The following is an 18,040-nucleotide window of genomic DNA, read 5'->3' on the forward strand; positions in this document are numbered from 1 at the left end:
ATCGATCAAAGCTGGTCGTATTTCTTGTTGCTGCCTTTGGCGCGCTCGACAGGGTACTTCTGCGCATTCAACTTGATCTTGGCCTGCGCTGCCTTGATCGGGTCGATGCCAAGCACGTTGCTCAATTGAACGAGATAGAGCAGGACATCCGCAATTTCAGCACCGACGGCATCGAGTTTCTCCGGGGCAAGGTTTCGGCTTTCAGCTTCGGTCATCCATTGAAAGTGCTCGAGCAGTTCGCCAGTCTCCACGATGAGGGCCGAGGCCAGGTTCTTGGGAGAATGAAATTGTTCCCACTCCCGCTCGTGCGCAAATTTGCGTTGCTGCTGGGCGAGGTCTCGAAGCGAATCTGTCATGGTGCGTTGGCTGGGAAAATGACCCGATATGACATCGCGGACCAGCGCGATCCCATATCGGTATGCAGGTGGCATTGTGAATAAGCGGATCTGCGATAAGTGCTATCTCACCGGAGAAAAAGGCTTGGCGATAGCCGTTAACTCAAGTGATGATGAGGAATACCGCGAAATCCGCTGCACTCGCCAGTATATCCAACGTCACTATGGCTTCGTGTTGCGAGCGCTCGATCCTATGCTGGCTCTGTGCCGGCTAGTCCGACGACTGCATTGATTGGATTGTTGGCGAGTCGTGGCCGGGTTATTTCGTCAAACGCCCGGCCAATTCCCCCACCGCAATCGCAATCTTCCCCCGCAGCCCATTATTCGCGCTCTCCAGCCGCGCATGCGCCGCCGGAATATCGGCAAGCGAATACACCGCGCCCACGTGCGGCCGCAACTGGCCACGTTCCACCAAGGCGCTCAGCTCATCCAGCTTGCCGCGATTCTGTCGCGTGAACACGAAGTGGAAGCTGGCGTTCTTGCCCCACGCCTGGATCAGGTTCTGCGGCTGGGCGATATCGACAATCGAGACCACGCGCCCCAGCTGCGCCAGCACGTCGGGGCTGCGCGATAGCGTGTTGCCGCCTATGGTGTCGAACACCACGTCGACGCCGCGCCCGCCGGTCTCGCGCAGGATCGCGTCGACATAGTCTTCCTTTTCGTAGTCGATGGTGACGTCGGCGCCCAGGCCGCGCACGAATTCGGCATTGTCGTCGCGTACCGTGGTGAAGACCCGGGCGCCGATGGCCTTGGCGAGCTGGATCGCCACATGGCCGACGCCGCCGGCGCCGCCATGCACCAGGATGCTCTCGCCGACGCGCAGTCCGGCGCGCACGACCAGGGCTTCCCACGCCGTGCCGCCGACCAGGGTCAGGCTGGCCGCTTCCAGATGGCTGAGCGAGGCCGGTTTCTTGCCGACGATACTCTCGGCGGCCACGTGGTATTCGGCGTAGCTGCCGGGGCCGTCGAAGATCTGCGGGGTGTACCAGACTTCATCGCCGGGCGCGAAGGCGGTCACGCCCGGTCCGACGGCTTCGACCACGCCGGAGACGTCGTGGCCGGTGATGGCGGGCAGGGGCACCAGGTCGGGGTAGTCGCCCCGGCGGACCTGATAGTCGAGCGGGTTGATGGAGGTCGCGTGGACACGGACCAGGACCTGGCCCGGTTGCGGAGCGGGCTTGGGGACGTCGTGCAGTTCAAAGGATTCAGGGCCGCCGAAGGCGGTGAGTACGAGGGCTTTCATTGAGTGGTTCCTTATTTCGGTAAAACGGGATATCGGGAAATTTCGATATCATGGGGCAAAAAAGTGAGAGGCAGGGCAAAGAGAAAAGAGGGGAGCAACGAAGGGGCGCGCGGGTGCAAAAGCAAAGCGGGCAGTGCAAGACAGCCGCGCACACCGGCGGGGACGGGGACGCCAGTCCCAGGCCACAACAACCTACAGCTCTTTCCCGATGATCTCGGCCAGGGCGCTGATGGTGGCTTCGTTGCGCTTGTAGTACGTCCACGAGCCGATGCGCGTGGCTTCGACCAGGCCGGCGCGTTGCAGCGTGGCGAGGTAGTCGGACACCGTGGACTGCGACAGCCCGACGCCTTCCTGGATGCTGCTGACGCAGACGCCGACCGTATGCACATCCCCCTCGTCCTGCGGCGGGAAGCTGTTGGCGGGGTCCTTCAAACCCTTCAGGATTTCAAGGCGCGTGCGATTCGAGAGGGCTTTGAAGACGTCGAGCAGGTCCATGGGAAGGCATGATATCGGAAATTCGCGATATGTCAATGCCGAAAATTCCCTGGGGGCAAGTCGCTCTTAACGCGCCAACCGGTAGATACGGCCGTCCGAGCCTGAGAGGGAGGTGACGTAGATGTCTGGCGACTCGGCCGAAACGGCCAGATTCGAGTGGTGCTCGCCGGGTATGTCGCGCGCTTGCAGCAACGCTCCTGTTCGGTCCAGCACCCAATAGCCGCCACCGTTGAACAGGGCGATGTACATCAATCCATCCGGTCCGATGCGAACGCCATCCGGCGTGTGCCGCCCCTTGGACGAAGGCGGCGCCAGGGCGTCGAGCCGCGCGAACAGGCCAGGGCGACTCAAGGCGCCGCCGGGGGCGGTCTGGTATCGCAGGATGCTGTCCGTGCCGCTCTCGCCGACGTACAAGGTCTGTTCATCGGTAGAGAGCGCGATGCCGTTTGCGTTGTCCAGGCCGCTGGCGACTTCATCGGCGACATCGCTCGACCGAGGCAGGAAGAAGACTTTACCTTGGCCCGGTCGTTCTCCCGACGCCGTGAAATAGAGATCGCCCTGGCGGTTTGCGGTCAGGTCGTTGGGACGGTTGAATCGTTCCCCCGATCGCGCCTGGCTGACGGTGCCCAGCGGCTTGCCCTCGATGGAGAGGTTCTCGATCACGCCGCCGTCGTAGCAGGCCACCCACAGCGTGCCGTTGGCAGCGGCCAGTCCGTTGGCGCCGCAGCCGGGCAGGGTGGCGATCACCTGGTTGCCCGTGGCGTCTAGCTTGTTCACCGTCGAAGCCTGGTAGTCCACGAAATACAAGGTCTGGTTCACGAGGATGGTGCCCTCGGGAAAGCCCTGGCCGTCGACGACGACGTGGGCGGCCGCGGATTGGGCGCAGGCGCTGCCGGCCAATGTCGCGGCGAGCATGAGGCAAGTGAGGAGTCTGGGCATGGGAAGGTTTCGCTCAAGGATGCAACGGGAGGGGGGCGGGCGTGGCCCCGGGACGGGCCACGCCGCCGCTGGTCAAGGGACCATGATGACCCGGCCAAAGGCCTGCCGGGACATCACGTGGCGATGCGCCGCCTGGGCCTCGCGCAAGGAGAACGTCTTGTCGATCACCACGTGCAGTTCTCCCGCGGCCACGCGTTGCAGCAATGCCTGGACGCTGGCGTGTACGCGTGCGTGCTCCTGGTCCAGCAACGTCGGGAAGAAGACGCCGTGCAGGCTCTGGTTGCCGCGCCACAGGCTCACCGGATCGAATTTTTCCTGGTCGCGCCCGGACACGCCCACTGTCACCAGCCTGCCTTTATGGGCCAGCGCCAAGGTACTGCCGGCGATGCTGTCGACGATGAGATCCACTCCTCGTCCCGCTGTGAGAGCGGATATCTGCTCGACAAAGTCGCTGGTGGAATAGTTGATGCCTGCCGTCATGCCAAAGGTGTTCAGCCGCGCCAGCCGCGCATCGTCCGATGCCGTGGCATACACCGTCGCGCCAGCGTGATGCGCCAGTTGGATGGCGGCCAATCCGAGCGCGCCGGCGCCCGCATGAATCAATACGGTTTCACCGGCAGCCAGGCCGCCTGCCGCAAAGAGGCATTCATGCGCGGTTCCCCAGGCGACGGGGACCGCGGCGGCGGTTGGCGTATCCAGCGTCGCGGGGATCAGCCAGGTGTCGGACGCTGGCGCGGCCACGCGTTGCGCATGCGATCCCCAGGACAGTACCGCGACGACGCGGTCGCCGGGTTTTCGGTCGCGCACCTGCGCTCCCACGGCCTGGATGGTGCCGGCGCACTGATATCCCACGATGTGGGGAATCCGCGCCAACGGGCGGATTTCTCGATTGATGAGGTCGCCGCCTTCCACAGATATCGCCTCGATGCCGATCAGCACCTCATCGGGCCCGCAGACCGGTTCGTCAACGGTTTCATAGCGGAACACGTCGGGGGAGCCGTTTTCGTAATACACCGCCGCTTTCATGATGAATCTCCTTGCCCGGATGGCTACTGCGCTGAAATGGGAACGATCGAGCCAATGCGCCATCCCGCCGGTGTGCGCACCGCCACTTCGTAGACCAGGTAGGCGGCTGTGTGCGCGTCGGCGGCGGTGTGTCCCAAGGTGATCTGGGTCGGGGCGTAGAGCTGGGCCACATCCGGCGTCAAGGGAATGATGCGCAGCTTCGCCAGGTCGGGCTCGAATTTCCAGATGCCCTTGAAGGTCTCGCGGAAGTGTTCTATCAGTTCGGACTTGCCCCAGAACTGATACGGCCGGGCGACGAACGTCACTGGGTCGCCCACGACGCCGGGCGTGGCGAACACCGCGCTGAAGGCGCCGAGGTCATGAGCCGTCGCCGCTCGGGCCTGCTGTTCAAAGACCGCTTGCACCTGTTGCCGGTCGGCTTGCGTGAATGCCGTCGCGACCGGGCTGGCGCCGGCGGCGATCGGCATGGCGCAGGCCATGCCGCCGATCAGCAGCGTTCTGAATGTCGCTTGCATCGTGCGGATCCGCGAGGCGGCCCGGCGTATAGCGAGAAAATCTGTCAACATGATTTAGCCTTATATGCCCATATTTGATGGCATCAACGGAACGTGGGCGCGTCACGCAATGCGACGGAGCTGTCTCAAGATTGGGGGTTAACCTGGGAGCGAAAGGTCCAGGGTGGTGATGCGGTGCATGATGCGACGCATCGCCAGCGCGTCGTCCTTGCCGAATACGGCTTCGAACTGTTGCTGGGCGCGTTGCCAGGCCTTTCTGCCGACGGCTTCCATCTTCGCGCCCGCGTCGGTCAAGGTGATTTCCCTTTCTCTCCGGTCCTGCTTGCCTACCGCGATGCGGATGAGGCCGTCGCGCTCGAGCGGGCGCAGGTTATGCCCCATCGTTGCGCGATCGGTGACCAGATGTGCGGCCAATTCGGCAATCGTGAGCGCCCCGCGCGTGGCGAGCAGATTCAGGATCGCGTATTGGGTGTTGCGCAGGTCGGCCTGGGCCAGGCAAAGGTCATAAAACCGGCCCAGATGACGGGCGGCCTTGCGAATGGCGGTGCTGTTGCACACGCCGGGAGGCAGGTCGTGTTGGCTCATGGATCAGGTCGGTTGGAACGTGCGGGAATATTACGGGCATATAAGTTCATTTGTCAAAGGCCATGCAGGAAGACGGCAGAGAAAGGCTTGACGCAATTGCCTTAGACTATTGCAACATTGCATGGCGTGCCGATGCCCCGCCTACTCAGATTCATATCCGGCCAGATGAAACTCTCATTGTTCAAAGCAAGTGTTTTCGCCATGACCCTGTTGGGGGCCACGGTTGTCCACGCACAGCAGCCGCAGGTCGGCGCCTGGCGCAAGGTCTCCGATTCCCAGCTCGATAAGCAATTCCATTTCTCGATGCTGCCCGCCGCGGCGCCGGTGGCGAGCAAGTGGGCGGCCTTCGACGCCAAGGCCGGCAAGGTGGTGTGCTGCCTGGTGGTGCAGGGCGAAGCGGTCACCGAGGCCGAGCTGGAAAGCGCCTACGACATTCCCGGCCCGTGGATCACCGACCTGACCAACGGTTGGAACCTCGACGCGGCGCCGTACCGGCCGCGCGTGCAGCTGCTGCGCGTCGAAGGAGCGCTGGCCGGGCACGAATTCGGCGGCGGCGCGGATGCGCGGGGCGGCTTGCTGGTCCCGGCCGATACGCGCGCGGTGGCGCGGGATGCGCTGGAGATTGGCGGCCAGCGCTACACCGTGACGCGCCAGGACGCCTCGCTGGCCGATGACGATGGCGGCCTGACCACCTACAGCCTGCGCCCGGCCGCGGGCGGCGCGGCGTTGCAGGTGGAAGTGCCGTTCGCGACGTATTGAGCATGGGCGAGACCCTGCGGATCGAAGCGGCCCCGCTGACCGGCGACGACATCGCGCTGCTGCGCCGATGCAGCCGCAGCAAGACCTTGGCGCTGATAGCCTGCCTGTTCATCTTTCTGCTGCTGGTCAGCATGACGCTGCTGGTCGCCGTGCTGGCCGTGTCCGAATGGCGCTCGCTGCGCGGCGCCGATGGCGTGATGCTGCTGCTGGTGGTCGTCGGCGCCGGCGTGGGCATGGCGTTCTTCGGGCGGCGTCTGCTGCGGGTGCCGCGCGCCTGGCGCAGCGTCGCGCGCGCGCTCAAGGGGCGCGCGCCCAAGCAGATCGTGTCGGGCCGCCTGACCGGTTTCGGGCCGGGCGAGCGGCCGGGCATCACTTATGTGTTCGGCGACCAGCGCGTGGATGTGGCGCTGCCGTTCTGGAACGAGGTCACCAGCGATACCCGCAGCGGCGCCCGGCCGGCCGACGCCGTGGCGTTGACGGATCTGCCGGTGCGGCTGCACGTGCTGCCGTTGTTGCCGGATGCGCCGGGCTTGTTGCTGCGGGTGGATTACCCGATGAGCGGGCAGGCCTGGACGTCGCTCGAGGAGATCAGCGACGCCGATCGCGAGAGCGTGAGACGCGAAGAGCGGGGCGTGCGCAAGTTCTTCCTGCTGGCGGCGCTGGCGCCGCTGGCGGTCAGCCTGTTCGTGCCGCCGGTGATCCTGCTGGCGGCGGTCCTGGCGCTGATGGGGCTGGTGCTGGGCATGCGCAGTCCGCGCCTGAAGCGCGCGCGTCACAAGCAGGGCGTGCGCGGGGTGGTGGAAGAGGCCGTGACGTATCGCCTGCGCACGCCGAACTCGCTCACGGCATCGCTGGCCCACAATTACCGCGTGGGCGGCGTGATGTATCGGGTCGACCATCTCGGGCCCGCCGCGCTGCCGGGGCAGCGCGTGGAATTCGAATACGTGGACGCTGGCGCGCTGGGGCAACGGGAGCTGTCCTTCCAGATCGAAGACCAGCCCGCCATGACGTTGTGACCGCGCGCTTGCCCGGCAGGCGCGATGAATCTTGATGACGACAGGGAGTGAGGCGTGTCCGAACCAATCGATGTGTCCGGCGAACCCACGGGCTCGGTGAGCCGCGATGGCCGTTTCCGGCTGGGCCTGACCGGGCCGGACAGCCACGTGCTGGTCAGGGAGGCCGGTCGCGGGGACGTGATCCTCGGGCCTGCCGGCATGGACCGGAAGGCGGATCTGCGCGTGGCGCCTGATGACGCGATTCATTGGCCGGCGTTCGATCCGTTCGCCACGCCGGCCGGCTCGCCCTGGCCGCGCCACCTCTACTATCACGGCAATGACAGCGGCTTTCTGGGATGGTCCGAACGACGCCGCATCGAACAGTTCACCTGGGCGCCGGCGTTTGCCGATGCGCGCCGCATCGACGCCCGCGCGGCCGATATCCAGACGCTGCAGATCCGGCTCGATGCGGTGGTGGGGCATCTGGACATCAAGGTGCCCGGCGGCATGCGCCTGGGCCTGCTGGGCGATCTTTCCCGGATCGCCGTCACGGGGGCGGCGCCGGACATGCTGTCGCTGCATCCCGCGTTGGGCCGGCGCGCCAGCCAGGCGCCCTATGTGCTGCCCGACCTGGGCATGCTGCGGACGGTGACGACGCTGGCGATGTACGGCGAGCCGTTGGCGCAGCCGATATCGTTGCAGGGGATCGAGCGCTTTGCCGCGTTGGAACAGCTGTCGCTGTGGGGCGGCTTTGCCGACTGGGACGCGCTGGCCCGCCTGCCGCGCCTGAAGAGCCTGGAGATCCGCTTCGCGCCGGACCTGGCGGGCCTGCCGGCGCTGGATAGCTGGCCGTTGCTGGAGCGCTTCATCGGCTTCAACGTCGAGGACGGCGCGGGCAAGCGGCTGAAGGCGCAACTGAAGGCGCGGGAAAAGGTCCGCGCGTGGGCGGACTACACCTCGGTCAGCAAGCTGCGCAAGCCGGAGTGGTGGCAAAGCGAATATGGGCGGCCGTTTTCGGGGTGGAGCGGCCGCATGGCGAAGTCGGCCAACGCGGCTTATGACATCGCCCTCGATGCCTTGCAAGGGGCCCGCGACGCGGATGCGGCGCAGTCGGCCATCCAGGCGTTCGCCGGCCATTTCAACGACATGAAGGGCATCGAGACCGCCGAGCGCGAAGACATCGGCGAGGCCGTGTGGCAATTCAGCCAGCTCGCGCGGGTGGTCGAGCTGGGCGTGACGGAGGCGCAGGCGTTGCGTTGGTTCGATGAGGTTCGGGACTATTGACGGCGTCAATGCGTGGCCGCCAGCCCCTCCAGCCGCGCGGCCGGCAATAGCGAAAACACGGTCTTCATCTCGCGCGCTTCCTCGCCGGGGCTGCGCCCGAACAGGCGCTTGAACTCGCGGTTGAACTGCGACGCGCTTTCATAGCCGACGCGCCCGGCGGCCGCGGCGGCGGTGAGGTTGTCGCGGATCATCAACAGGCGGGCCTGGTGCAGCCGGATGGACTTGATGTACTGGATCGGCGAGGTGCCCGCCACGGTCTTGAAGTGGGCGTGGAAGGCGGGGGCGCTCAGGCCCGCTTCGCGCGCCAGGGTGGCGACCTCCATGGGCTGCGCATAGTCGTCGTGGATGCGTTGCAGCACCCGCGAGATGCGGCCGAAATTGCCCTGGCTGGCCAGCGCCGCGCGGATCGCGCCGCCCTGTTCGCCGACCAGCACGCGAAAGCACAATTCCCGCACGATGCCCGGGCCGATGATGCGGGCCTCGACGGGCGAGGCCAGCGCCCGCAGCAGCCGCAGCGTGGTGTCCGCCAGCGTGTCGTCCAGCGGCGTGGAGGTGATGCCTTCCGGCGCCGGCGGCGCCGGGCCGTCGCGGCCGTCCAGCGAGAGCACCAGGTCGGCGATCGTGGTCGGGTCGAGGCGGATCTGTATGGCCAGCAGGGGTTCCTCGGGCGAGGCGTCGGTTTCGGTGGAAAACGGCAGCGGCACCGACAGCACCAGGTAATGGCGGGCGTCGTAGCGGTAGACCTTGTCGCCCAGGTAGCCGCGCTTGCTGCCCTGGCAGACGATGACGATGCAGGGTTCGTACAGCACCGGGGTGCGTCCCAGCGGGTGGTCGGCGCGCATGAAGCGCACGCCGTCGAGCTGCGAGCGGGTGTAGCCCTGGTGCGGCGCGAGCTGGCCGAGCAGGGCGGACATCGTGTCTCGGGCGGGCAGCGGAGCCGTCATGGTGGAATGCCTCGGGTAAGAGTCTTGGGCATCATTTTGCACCGAATCGGCGATAAATAAAGAGCGGGAAAGAGGAATGGGCAATCATCCCATAGCCCTGTGCCTATCCGGCCGGGGCCGCCGCGCCTAGCATTTGATCCTGCAATCCAACCCCTCAGGAGATCAGGAAATGCAAACGATCCAAACCAACAAGACCTGGTTCATCACCGGCGCGGCGCGCGGCATCGGGCTGTCGCTGGCCCGCCAGTTGCTGGCGCGCGGCGACCACGTGGCCGCCACCTCGCGCACGCTGGCCAGCCTGCACCAGGCGCTGGGCGACGATCATCCGCGCCTCTTGGCGCTGGAAGTGGACCTGGTGTCCGAGGCCAGCGTCCAGGCCGCCATCGACAAGACCATCGCCGCCTTCGGCCGCATCGACTACGTGGTCAACAATGCCGGCTACGGCCAGCAGGGCCCGATGGAGGCGCTGGACGACGACGAGGTGCGCCGCAATTTCGATGTCAACGTGTTCGCGCCGCTGCACGTGCTGCGCCATGTGCTGCCGCACCTGCGCAAGCAGGGCAGCGGCCATGTCTTCAACGTCGCCTCGATCGCCGGTTTCACCGGCGGCTACGCGGGCTGGGGCTGCTACGTGGCGACCAAGTTCGCGCTGGCCGGGCTGACCGAGACCCTGGCGGCGGAGACCGCCGAATTCGGCATCAAGGCCACCGTGGTGTACCCGGGGCCGGTGCGCACGGATTTCCTGAACGACAACAGCCTGGTCATCGCGCGCCGCAAGATCGCCGACTACACCGCGGCCCAGGCCTCGCTGGACCTGCACCGCGAAGGCATGAACGGCCGCCAGGACGGCGATCCCGAGAAGCTGGCCCTGCTGATCCAGGAGGTCGCGGCCCTGGACGCGCCGCCGCTGCATCTGTTCGTGGGCAAGATCGCCAATGACCTGGCCGAACAGAAGCTGGAGACGGTGCGGGGGGATTTCGATGCGTGGCGTCAGCGGGCGGGGGTGGGAACGGACTTTGCCTGAACGGCGATGCGCCCGCCAACGTCAGCGCGCGGGCCGGTGTTGCAGGCAGAACATTGACTGCATGCCGGCCAGGAATTCGGCGTCGCTGCTGTGCCAGCGCGCGTTCGCCAGATGCTCGCTGTCGGGACCGGCCGGAAACCGCAGTTGTTCGCTCTCGTCCGTTGCCGCGGCGTGGATGGCCGCGGCAACCTGTTCGGGCGTCGTCACGGCAGCGCCGGGCGCGCCCAGTTGCGCGAACAGCTGGGCGGCATACGCCTCATAAGGGGCAGTGATCAGCCCGTTCATGCGCGGCATGCCGTTCGCCGTGAACGCGGTGCCGGGGCCGTAGCCGGGTTCGACCAGGCGCACGCGCACCCCTACGGAATGCAGTTCGTAGTACAGGGCCTCGGTGAAGCCTTCGATGGCCCACTTGCTGGCTGCGTAGGGGGCCACCAGCGGCATGCCTGCGAAACAGACGCTGGACGTGACATTGATGATGGTGCCCTGGCCCCGTTCGCGCATCTGCGGGATGACGGCCTTGCTCGTACGCATGACGCCGAAGGTATTGGTTTCGAAGACCTCGCGTATGGTCGCCAGGGGCGTGGTTTCCAGCGGCGAGAGCAAACCGATGCCCGCGTTGTTGACCAGGACGTCGATCTGGCCGAATGCCTCCAGCCCCTGGGTGATGGCCTGGTCGATGCTGTCCGCGTCGGTGACGTCCATGCGCACGACGCGCACGGCCCCCGGTCCGGCGGAACGGAACAGGTCCGGATCCGGGCGGCGCATGGTCGCGATGACGTTCCATCCCTGCGCGGCGAAATAGTCGGCGGTGGCTTTGCCGTAGCCCGACGAGCAGCCGGTGATCAATGCGGTTTTCATAGTCGCTCCTTGTTCGATAGGGGCATCGTAGAGCGGTTGACCAAGACGATAAATAGCGAATAGTCTATGACTCATGCGAGATCGTCTTGATTCAGACCCGCTGGGCGCCGTCGTGGCCTTGCTGCGTCCGCGAACCGTTCTGTCCAAGTTCGTCAGTGGCGCGGGGCGATGGGCCGTGCAATATCCCGACTTCGGGCATCCCAGTTTTGGCTTGATGCTGACCGGCGCGTGCTGGCTGCACGTCGACGGCGGCGAGCCATTCCTGTTCGAGGCGGGAGACTATCTGCTGTTGCCTTCCACCCCGGGCTTCCGGATGGGCAGTGACCCGGAGGCGTTGGAGACGCCGACGATACGCGTGGCCACGACCGAGCCCGTGGCGGACGTGCGTCACGGCGAGCCGCGCGACGAGGCTGCCGTCAGGATGTTGGGCGGTTTCTTCATGTTCGATGCCGCGAATGCGCCGTTGCTGTTGGAACGGTTGCCGAGGGTGGTGCATATCAAATCGGGCGATCGCGGCGCGGAGCGATTGCGCTGGATGACGGGCGTGATTGGCGAGGAAAGCGCGAACCCGCGGCCTGGCGGCGATGCGATCCTCACCCGCCTTGCCGAAATCATGCTGATCGAGGCGTTGCGCTGGCATCCGCCGCAAGCGGACGGCGCGGCGCCGCCTGGCGGCCTGTTGGCCGGGCTGGCGAATCCGCGCATGGCAGCCGCGCTGCGCCTGATCCACGGCGATGTCGCGCACCGCTGGACCATCGAGGAACTGGCGGGCCGGATCGGCATGTCGCGCGCGGCATTCGCGGCCCGTTTCATGCAAGTCCTGGGCGTTCCGCCAATGGAGTATGTGCTGCGCTGGCGCATGGCGCTGGCCAAGGACATGTTGCGCCATGACGGCTTGTCCCTGGGAGAGGTCGCGCATGCAATCGGCTATCAGTCCGCGAGCGCCTTCAGCGCGGCGTTCAGCCGCTCGGTGGGGCTATCGCCGAGCGTGTTTGCAAGAATGGATGCGGCCGGGGACGAGCCGCCGTCTCGCCCCGTGTCACCGCGGTCGCCCGCGCGTCGCCGGCGCCCTGATTTCCCCCGCGATCTCTGACAGCGGAACCTCCCCGAACGCCGTCATCAGCGCCGCCGACGCCGTTGCCAGCGCGGCGTTGATGCGCCGGTTCACCGCCGCCTCCACCGGGCAGGCGTCATTGTCCTGCGCGGGGCCGACGGCGAACAGGGACGTGTGCGCGATGGCTTCGCACACGTCCCGCACCGTCAGGGTGTCCAGGTCGCGGGCCAGCGCCCACCCGCCGCCCGGGCCGCCGGTGGAGGTGACGAAGCCCGCGTCGCGCAGCGCGCCCATGGTGCGGCGCACGACCACGGGATTGGTGTGCAGCATCAGCGCGATGGTCTGCGACGTGGTCGTGCCGCCGCGCAGGTGCATGTGGATCAGGACGTGCAGCAGGCGGGCGAGGCGGGTGTCTCGTTGCATGGATTCGGGGCCGTGGAAATGTGCAACTTTTAATGTTACTCTTTTGGCGAACATTTGTGCCATTTCACGTCTTTATCGAGAGCCGACATGCCCGCAGCCCGCCAACGCTTCATCGAGACCAACGGTATCCGCCTCCACGTGAGGGAACAGGGCGAGGGGCCGTTGGTCATCCTCTGCCACGGCTTTCCCGAGACTTCGCATGCCTGGCGTCATCAGCTCGATGCGCTGGGACAGGCGGGGTTTCACGCGGTCGCGCCGGATCTGCGCGGCTACGGCGACAGCGACTGTCCGCCGGACATCGCGCATTATTCGGCGCTCGACGTGATCGGCGATCTGGTCGGGCTGGCGGACGCGCTGGGCCAGCGCCGGGCGGTGCTGGTCGGCAACGACTGGGGCGCGTCGATCGCCTGGCAGGCGGCGCAGCTGCGGCCGGACCGGTTCCGGGCCGTGGCGGCGCTCGGCGTGCCGATGATGGGACGCGCGCCAATGGCGCCGAGCCGGCTGTTCCCGCAGAACGAACAGGCGTGGTTCTACACGCATTACTTCTGCGAGCCGGGTTTGGCCGAGCAGGAATTCGAGCGGGATATCGCGCTGACCTTGCGCAAGATCTATTACGGCGCCTCGGGCGCCCTGGGCCCGCGCGAGGCCGCGACGCCCAATCCCTTCGGCATGGTGCCGCGCGCGGGCGGGCTGCTGGACGCGCTGCCCGATCCGGCCGTGTTGCCGGCGTGGCTGGCCGCCGCGGACCTGGCGCAATTCGCGCGCGCCTTCGGCGTATCGGGTTTTCGTGGCGGCTTGAACTACTACCGCAACCTGGATCGCAATTGGCGGGACCAGGCCGCCTTCGCCGGCCTGCGCGTCGAGGTGCCGGCGCTGTATCTGGCGGGCGAATACGACACGGGACTGGCCATGCCCGGCATGCGCCAGATCATCGAGGCCATGCCGGCCATCGTGCCCGATCTGCGCGGCTCGCAGGTGATCGCCGGCGCGGGGCACTGGTTGCCGCAAGAGGCGCCGGACGCGGTCAACGCGGCCTTGATCGGCTTTCTTCGGGCGCTGTGAGGGACGGGGGAACGCCTTTCGGCAAGGATGAGGCCGTGCGGCCAAGGAAGGCCGCGCGGATTCGGACTCAGCCGGCTGCCTGCCGTTCCGTCATGTAGCGCCCCGGCGACGTCCCCAGCGCCTTGCGGAACATGGTGACGAAGCCGCCGGCGCTTTCATAGCCCAGTTCATCGGCCACCTGTTGCACCGAGGCGCCGGTGCCGAGCCACTTCACCGCCAGCATCAGGTGCAGTTGCTGGCGCCAGCGGCCGAAGCTCATGCCGGTCTGCTGCGTGAGCAGCCGCGCCAGGGTGCGTTCGCTCAGGCCCACGCGCCGCGCCCAGCTCTGCATGGTGCCGCGGTCGGCGGGATGGTCCATGATGGCCTGCGCGATCTTGCGCAGGCGGGGATCGGACGGCATGGGCAGGTGCAGGGTGCCAAGCGGCGCCGACGCCAGTTCGTGCAGCAGCAGCCAGACCAGGTGCATGGCGGGGCCGTCTTCCGGGTACAGCAGCGGCAGCTGCGCGGAGCGGATCACCAGTTCGCGCAGCAGCGCCGTGGTCGACACCGCGCAGCAGGTGGCGGGCAGGTCGGCCGCGACCGCGGGATCGACGAAGGCGACGTAGACCTCGATGGTGCCGGCGGCGGTGATCTTGTGCAGCACGTCGCCCGGCACCCACAGCGCGCTCTGCGGAGGGACCAGCCACAGGGCGCCTTCGAGCTCGCAAGTGAGCACGCCGCGCAGCAGCAGCATCAGTTGCGCCTTGCGATGGCGGTGGAAATCCTTTTCGAGGCGATCCAGTCCGTGCAGGTCGAGGCTGGCCACGTCGATGCCGGTGGTGCCCATGGTCACGACGGGGCGCGGCACCAGGTCGGGATCGATCCACTCCGGGGCGTCGGCGAGGTTGGTCAGGACGGGCATGGCGGCGGTTGCGCGGATTGGCAGGAATTTGGAATTTATTGGCGTAGTTTACCAATGCTGCCAGATCCCGGGCTTCCTACCATGGCGGCACGGCGGCGCGATTTGCCACCGTTCATTGCCAAAGGAAGCAATCATGGATTCACTGAGCAGCGGGCGCGTCGCCCAAACCCTGCAACGCCTGTTGGCCGAGGCGGAGATCGCCGACAAGGGCCTGATGGACCAGTTCGAAGGCGGCATGGCCGCGCTGTCCGAGCAGGCCCATGCCGACATCATCGCCGACATGGTGGCCGAGGAACGGCGCGATCTGCGCGGCGTGTATCGCGGCTACGCCAACAACTTCCTCAACGTCGCCCCGGCGTATGGCCGGTTCCTGTATCAGTGCGCGCGGGCGCGGCGGGCCACGCGCATCGTCGAGTTCGGCACCTCGATGGGGATCTCCACGATCTACCTGGCCGCGGCCTTGCGCGACATGGGCGGCGGCCAGTTGATCGGCACCGAGCTGGAGCCGGAAAAAGCGGCGCGGGCCCGCGCCAACCTGGAGGCCGCCGGCCTGGCGGACCTGGTCGACATCCGCGTCGGCGATGCCCGCGAGACGCTGGCGCACGTGGATGGCGAGATCGATCTGGTGCTGCTGGACGGCGCCTTCAGCCTCTACCTGCCAGTGCTCAAGCTGCTCGAGCCGCACTTGCGCGGCGGCACGCCGATCCTGGCGGAGAACGCCTGGGAGCAGGGCAACGACTACCTCGATTACGTGCGCGATCCCGCCAACGGTTATCTGTCGCAACCGCTGCCGGTCACCGAGGGCCGCGGCAACGAATTCACGATCGTGACGCGATGAACGGAGAACGCATGGAGATGACGAATCCCCCGCAGGGCCGGATGAGCCGCGCCTTCACCCGGCTGTTCATGAAGCCGACGCGCATCATGGCGGCCGAAACCCTGGCGGGCGGCTTGCGCCTGCTGACGCTGCAAAGCCCGGCGTTCCGCGAGGCGCGCTGGGTGCCGGGGCAGAAAGTGCAGATCGCGATGGGATCGGCCTTCGTCGCCCGGACCTATACGCCGATCGACTGGGACGCGGCGCGGGGGCGCACCCGCATCGTGACGTATTCGCATGGCGCCGGCCCGGGCAGCGCCTGGGCGGAACGCGCCGAGCCGGGAGAGGAATGCGATGTGCTCGGTCCGCGCGCATCGCTCAACCTTGGCCGCATCGAGGGCGGCCGCGTGTTGCTGGGCGACGAGACCTCGGTGGGTGTCGCCTGCGCCCTTGGCCATGGCGCCGGCGATGGAATGCATTGCCTGCTCGAGGTCCACGCGCTGGCCGCCGTTCGTGACGCGCTGGCGCGGCTCGGGCGGGAGGACGTCGAGCTGTTCGGCCGCCAGGCCGGCGACGCGCATCTCGACGAGATCGAGCGGCGCCTGCCGGCGCTGGCGGCGGCGGGCGCGACCTTCATCCTGACGGGCCGGGCCTCGACCATCCAGCGCCAGCGGCGGGCGTTGAAGGCGCTGGGCGTGGCCTCGGGACGCATCATGGCCAAGGCCTACTGGGCGCCCGGCAAGACGGGACTGGACTGACGCGGCGCGTCACCGGACTTGCCTATACTTTGTTTTTTTTGGCGGTCCGATATGGCGTTTCTGCGTTTCCTGCTCCTGGCCTTGGCGCTGTCACTGGCCGCGCCCGCCGCGGCGCTTGCCGGCGCGGCCGACAAGCCCGTGCGCGTCGCCGTGTATCGCGGGCCGGCCTCGTGCGACCACTGCGCGACGGCGGCCCGGCGCGCCATCGAGAAGACGGACGCGCGCTATCAGGTCGACTTCGTCGGCCCCGATGAGCCGATCGACATCTCCGACGCCAGCCTGGCGCGCTACGACGTGTACGTGCAGCCGGGCGGCGGGCAGGACATCCCCGCCGCGCTGAACAGCCTGGGCGAGGCGCGGGTGGACGCGATCCGCCGATTCGTCGCGCGCGGCGGACGTTATCTCGGGCTGTGCATGGGCGCCTATCTTGCCGACGCTTCCAACCTGGGCCTGATCGCGCAGGACCTGGATTCGGAGGTCGGACGCCCCGGCTTCCCGATCAAGACGATCGAGGACGCGGCCGTCGCCGTCCGCTGGGCGGGCAAGGACGACAGCGTCTTCTTCCAGGACGGCCCCTATCTGCGGCCTCAACCTGGCGATGCGCGTTTTCACGCCATCGCCAGCTACGCGAACGGCGATCTGGCCGCGGCCCGCTATTCGTTCGAGCGCGGCCTGGTGGTCCTGAGCGGCCCGCATCCTGAAGCCGGGCAATCGTGGTTCGAGGACGCGGGCATTGCGTTGGAAGAGATGCCCGGGCACGACCTGTTCAAGGACTTGCTGGACCAGCTCGACCTTTGAGGCCCGCCTTCGCGGGTCCTGACTGCGTCCCGATGGCGTGGGGACGCGGACAGCCAAAGAAAAGTCCGATTTTGATGCGCTGCCCGCGGCCGTTTCGCGCGCGGCGGGCGGGTGCGCGGAAGCCGTCATGCACGGGGAAAAACGGTGCGCGGCAAGCGTTTGCGGGGGCGCGCGGCGGCGCCGTTGCATTCTTGACATGGCCAAGTCGTTCCACATAATCGCGATTGATTCATATCTGTGACTTTGGGTTGTCTTCGAATGCCAGGATTCAATGCTCGGACCGAGCGAGCGCCGTCGATCAATGCGGCGTGGTCTTTCACCCATCCGGAACGGAACACGGCGGAGCCGCGCGCCAGGCGCGCCGGCTGTTCACTCCCGCGTTTCATTTTCCGGAGCACGCAATGAAAAAAACCCTATCCCTCGCGATCGCGGCGCTGTCCCTGACCGCCACCGCGCAGGCCCACCAGATCTGGATCGAGCAGCCGGCGGGCAAGCCCGCCGTCGTCCGTTTCGGCGAATTCGCCGAGAACCTGCGCGAGGCCTCGCCGGGCTACCTGGACAGTTTCAACAAGGTGTCGGCGACCTTGATCACCGCCAAGGGCGAGACGCCGTTGCCCGTGACCAAGGCCGCCGATGGCTTCCGGCTGTCGCAAAAGATCGGCGCCAAGGACGGTCTGGTGGTGGACAGTTCCATGAACGCGCTGCGCAAGTTCACGCATGGCGGCGAAGCGCTCCAGACCTGGTTCCAGATGAATGCCCGCTATGTGCCCGACCCGGCCGTCGCGGTGGCGCCCAAGCTGGCCATCGACATCGTCCCGACCGGCAAGCCGGGCGAGTTCCTGGTGGCGCTCAAGGGCCAGCCGCTGCCCAAGACGAAGCTCGTCGCCATGGTGGAGTCGGGCTGGGAACAGACCGCCTACACCGATGCGCAGGGCAAGGCCCATCTCAACCTGCCGTGGAAGACGCAATACGTGCTGCGCGCCATGCACATCGACCGCACGCCGGGCGAGCGTCCGGGCGCCGACGGGCCCGAGCACTACGACGCCATCGGCTACGTGACGACCCTGACCTTCGTGAAGCCGGATGGCGTCGCGCCGCTGCCCGCCTTGCCGGTGCGCCCGCCCAACAAGCTGCCGGCCGCCGCCGCGCCGGCCGCGGCCGCGACCAC

The 18,040-nt window shown here is 67.0% G+C and carries 21 protein-coding genes; 10 read left to right on the forward strand and 11 right to left on the reverse strand.

Going from position 1 to position 18,040, the window contains the following annotated elements; all coding sequences use genetic code 11:
- Positions 1–5 precede the first annotated feature (5 nt).
- The 7 genes from H0523_RS08915 to H0523_RS08945 form a co-directional block, all read right to left on the reverse strand.
- Entirely contained in the window at positions 6–356 is a 351-nt protein-coding gene (locus tag H0523_RS08915) for a nucleotide pyrophosphohydrolase (protein WP_054434470.1), read from the reverse strand.
- 298 nt (positions 357–654) lie between these two features.
- Entirely contained in the window at positions 655–1,638 is a 984-nt protein-coding gene (locus tag H0523_RS08920; protein WP_054434468.1) for a zinc-dependent alcohol dehydrogenase family protein, read from the reverse strand.
- 192 nt (positions 1,639–1,830) lie between these two features.
- Positions 1,831–2,133 carry an ArsR/SmtB family transcription factor gene (locus H0523_RS08925; protein ID WP_054434467.1) on the reverse strand — a complete coding sequence of 101 codons (303 nt, stop codon included), beginning with the start codon at positions 2,131–2,133 and terminating at the stop codon, positions 1,831–1,833.
- A gap of 66 nt (positions 2,134–2,199) precedes the next feature.
- Positions 2,200–3,072: an SMP-30/gluconolactonase/LRE family protein gene (locus H0523_RS08930; RefSeq protein ID WP_180180051.1), complete on the reverse strand. Its 873-nt coding sequence runs from the start codon at positions 3,070–3,072 to the stop codon at positions 2,200–2,202.
- Positions 3,073–3,144: 72 nt separating this feature from the next.
- Complete coding sequence (locus H0523_RS08935) at positions 3,145–4,098, reverse strand: quinone oxidoreductase family protein (RefSeq protein WP_054434463.1); 954 nt, start codon at positions 4,096–4,098, stop codon at positions 3,145–3,147.
- A 23-nt stretch (positions 4,099–4,121) separates the two neighbouring features.
- Entirely contained in the window at positions 4,122–4,664 is a 543-nt protein-coding gene (locus tag H0523_RS08940; RefSeq protein WP_231689993.1) for a YybH family protein, read from the reverse strand.
- 87 nt (positions 4,665–4,751) lie between these two features.
- A complete protein-coding gene (locus H0523_RS08945) occupies positions 4,752–5,198 on the reverse strand; it encodes a MarR family winged helix-turn-helix transcriptional regulator (protein WP_054434459.1) in 447 nt (148 codons plus the stop codon).
- 201 nt (positions 5,199–5,399) lie between these two features.
- Here H0523_RS08945 and H0523_RS08950 point away from each other — a divergent pair, with 201 nt between their 5' ends.
- From H0523_RS08950 to H0523_RS08960, 3 genes are read left to right on the forward strand one after another with little or no spacing between them, the layout of a single operon-like run.
- Positions 5,400–5,957 (forward strand): hypothetical protein, encoded by a 558-nt coding sequence (locus H0523_RS08950; protein WP_231689992.1) that lies wholly within the window; start codon positions 5,400–5,402, stop codon positions 5,955–5,957.
- 2 nt (positions 5,958–5,959) lie between these two features.
- Positions 5,960–6,973 carry a hypothetical protein gene (locus H0523_RS08955; protein ID WP_054434456.1) on the forward strand — a complete coding sequence of 338 codons (1,014 nt, stop codon included), beginning with the start codon at positions 5,960–5,962 and terminating at the stop codon, positions 6,971–6,973.
- Positions 6,974–7,027: 54 nt separating this feature from the next.
- Complete coding sequence (locus H0523_RS08960) at positions 7,028–8,236, forward strand: hypothetical protein (RefSeq protein WP_054434454.1); 1,209 nt, start codon at positions 7,028–7,030, stop codon at positions 8,234–8,236.
- A gap of 5 nt (positions 8,237–8,241) precedes the next feature.
- Here the strand turns inward: H0523_RS08960 and H0523_RS08965 are convergent, their stop codons facing one another.
- Entirely contained in the window at positions 8,242–9,180 is a 939-nt protein-coding gene (locus H0523_RS08965; protein WP_054434452.1) for an AraC family transcriptional regulator, read from the reverse strand.
- Positions 9,181–9,349: 169 nt separating this feature from the next.
- On the opposite strand from H0523_RS08965, the gene H0523_RS08970 reads away from it, so the two are divergent.
- A complete protein-coding gene (locus H0523_RS08970; protein ID WP_054434450.1) occupies positions 9,350–10,204 on the forward strand; it encodes an SDR family oxidoreductase in 855 nt (284 codons plus the stop codon).
- Positions 10,205–10,225: 21 nt separating this feature from the next.
- On the opposite strand, the gene H0523_RS08975 is transcribed toward H0523_RS08970, so the two are convergent.
- The gene (locus H0523_RS08975; RefSeq protein ID WP_054434447.1) at positions 10,226–11,062 is read right to left on the reverse strand and encodes an SDR family oxidoreductase; all 837 of its coding nucleotides are present in this window, start codon (positions 11,060–11,062) and stop codon (positions 10,226–10,228) included.
- A gap of 73 nt (positions 11,063–11,135) precedes the next feature.
- On the opposite strand from H0523_RS08975, the gene H0523_RS08980 reads away from it, so the two are divergent.
- Complete coding sequence (locus H0523_RS08980) at positions 11,136–12,155, forward strand: AraC family transcriptional regulator (protein WP_082412428.1); 1,020 nt, start codon at positions 11,136–11,138, stop codon at positions 12,153–12,155.
- On the opposite strand, the gene H0523_RS08985 is transcribed toward H0523_RS08980, so the two are convergent.
- Positions 12,102–12,539 (reverse strand): RrF2 family transcriptional regulator, encoded by a 438-nt coding sequence (locus H0523_RS08985; RefSeq protein ID WP_054434445.1) that lies wholly within the window; start codon positions 12,537–12,539, stop codon positions 12,102–12,104. The genes H0523_RS08980 and H0523_RS08985 overlap by 54 nt on opposite strands.
- An 87-nt stretch (positions 12,540–12,626) precedes the next feature.
- On the opposite strand from H0523_RS08985, the gene H0523_RS08990 reads away from it, so the two are divergent.
- On the forward strand, positions 12,627–13,601 hold the full coding sequence (locus H0523_RS08990; RefSeq protein ID WP_054434443.1) for an alpha/beta fold hydrolase: 975 nt from the start codon (positions 12,627–12,629) through the stop codon (positions 13,599–13,601).
- Positions 13,602–13,668: 67 nt separating this feature from the next.
- Here the strand turns inward: H0523_RS08990 and H0523_RS08995 are convergent, their stop codons facing one another.
- Positions 13,669–14,502: an AraC family transcriptional regulator gene (locus H0523_RS08995; protein ID WP_054434441.1), complete on the reverse strand. Its 834-nt coding sequence runs from the start codon at positions 14,500–14,502 to the stop codon at positions 13,669–13,671.
- Positions 14,503–14,635: 133 nt separating this feature from the next.
- Between H0523_RS08995 and H0523_RS09000 the strand changes: the two genes are divergently transcribed.
- The 4 genes from H0523_RS09000 to H0523_RS09015 form a co-directional block, all read left to right on the forward strand.
- On the forward strand, positions 14,636–15,340 hold the full coding sequence (locus tag H0523_RS09000; protein ID WP_054434439.1) for an O-methyltransferase: 705 nt from the start codon (positions 14,636–14,638) through the stop codon (positions 15,338–15,340).
- Between the two features lie 17 nt (positions 15,341–15,357).
- Positions 15,358–16,074, forward strand: coding sequence for a siderophore-interacting protein (locus tag H0523_RS09005; protein WP_197286440.1), 717 nt, complete (start codon positions 15,358–15,360; stop codon positions 16,072–16,074).
- Between the two features lie 51 nt (positions 16,075–16,125).
- A complete protein-coding gene (locus H0523_RS09010; protein WP_054434435.1) occupies positions 16,126–16,872 on the forward strand; it encodes a BPL-N domain-containing protein in 747 nt (248 codons plus the stop codon).
- A gap of 401 nt (positions 16,873–17,273) precedes the next feature.
- Positions 17,274–18,040 (forward strand): cobalt ABC transporter substrate-binding protein (locus tag H0523_RS09015; protein ID WP_180180052.1); only part of this gene is annotated, 767 nt, incomplete at its 3' end.

Origin of the sequence: Achromobacter insuavis (assembly GCF_902859645.1) — a bacterium.
In the GTDB taxonomy this organism is placed as follows: domain Bacteria; phylum Pseudomonadota; class Gammaproteobacteria; order Burkholderiales; family Burkholderiaceae_B; genus Achromobacter; species Achromobacter insuavis.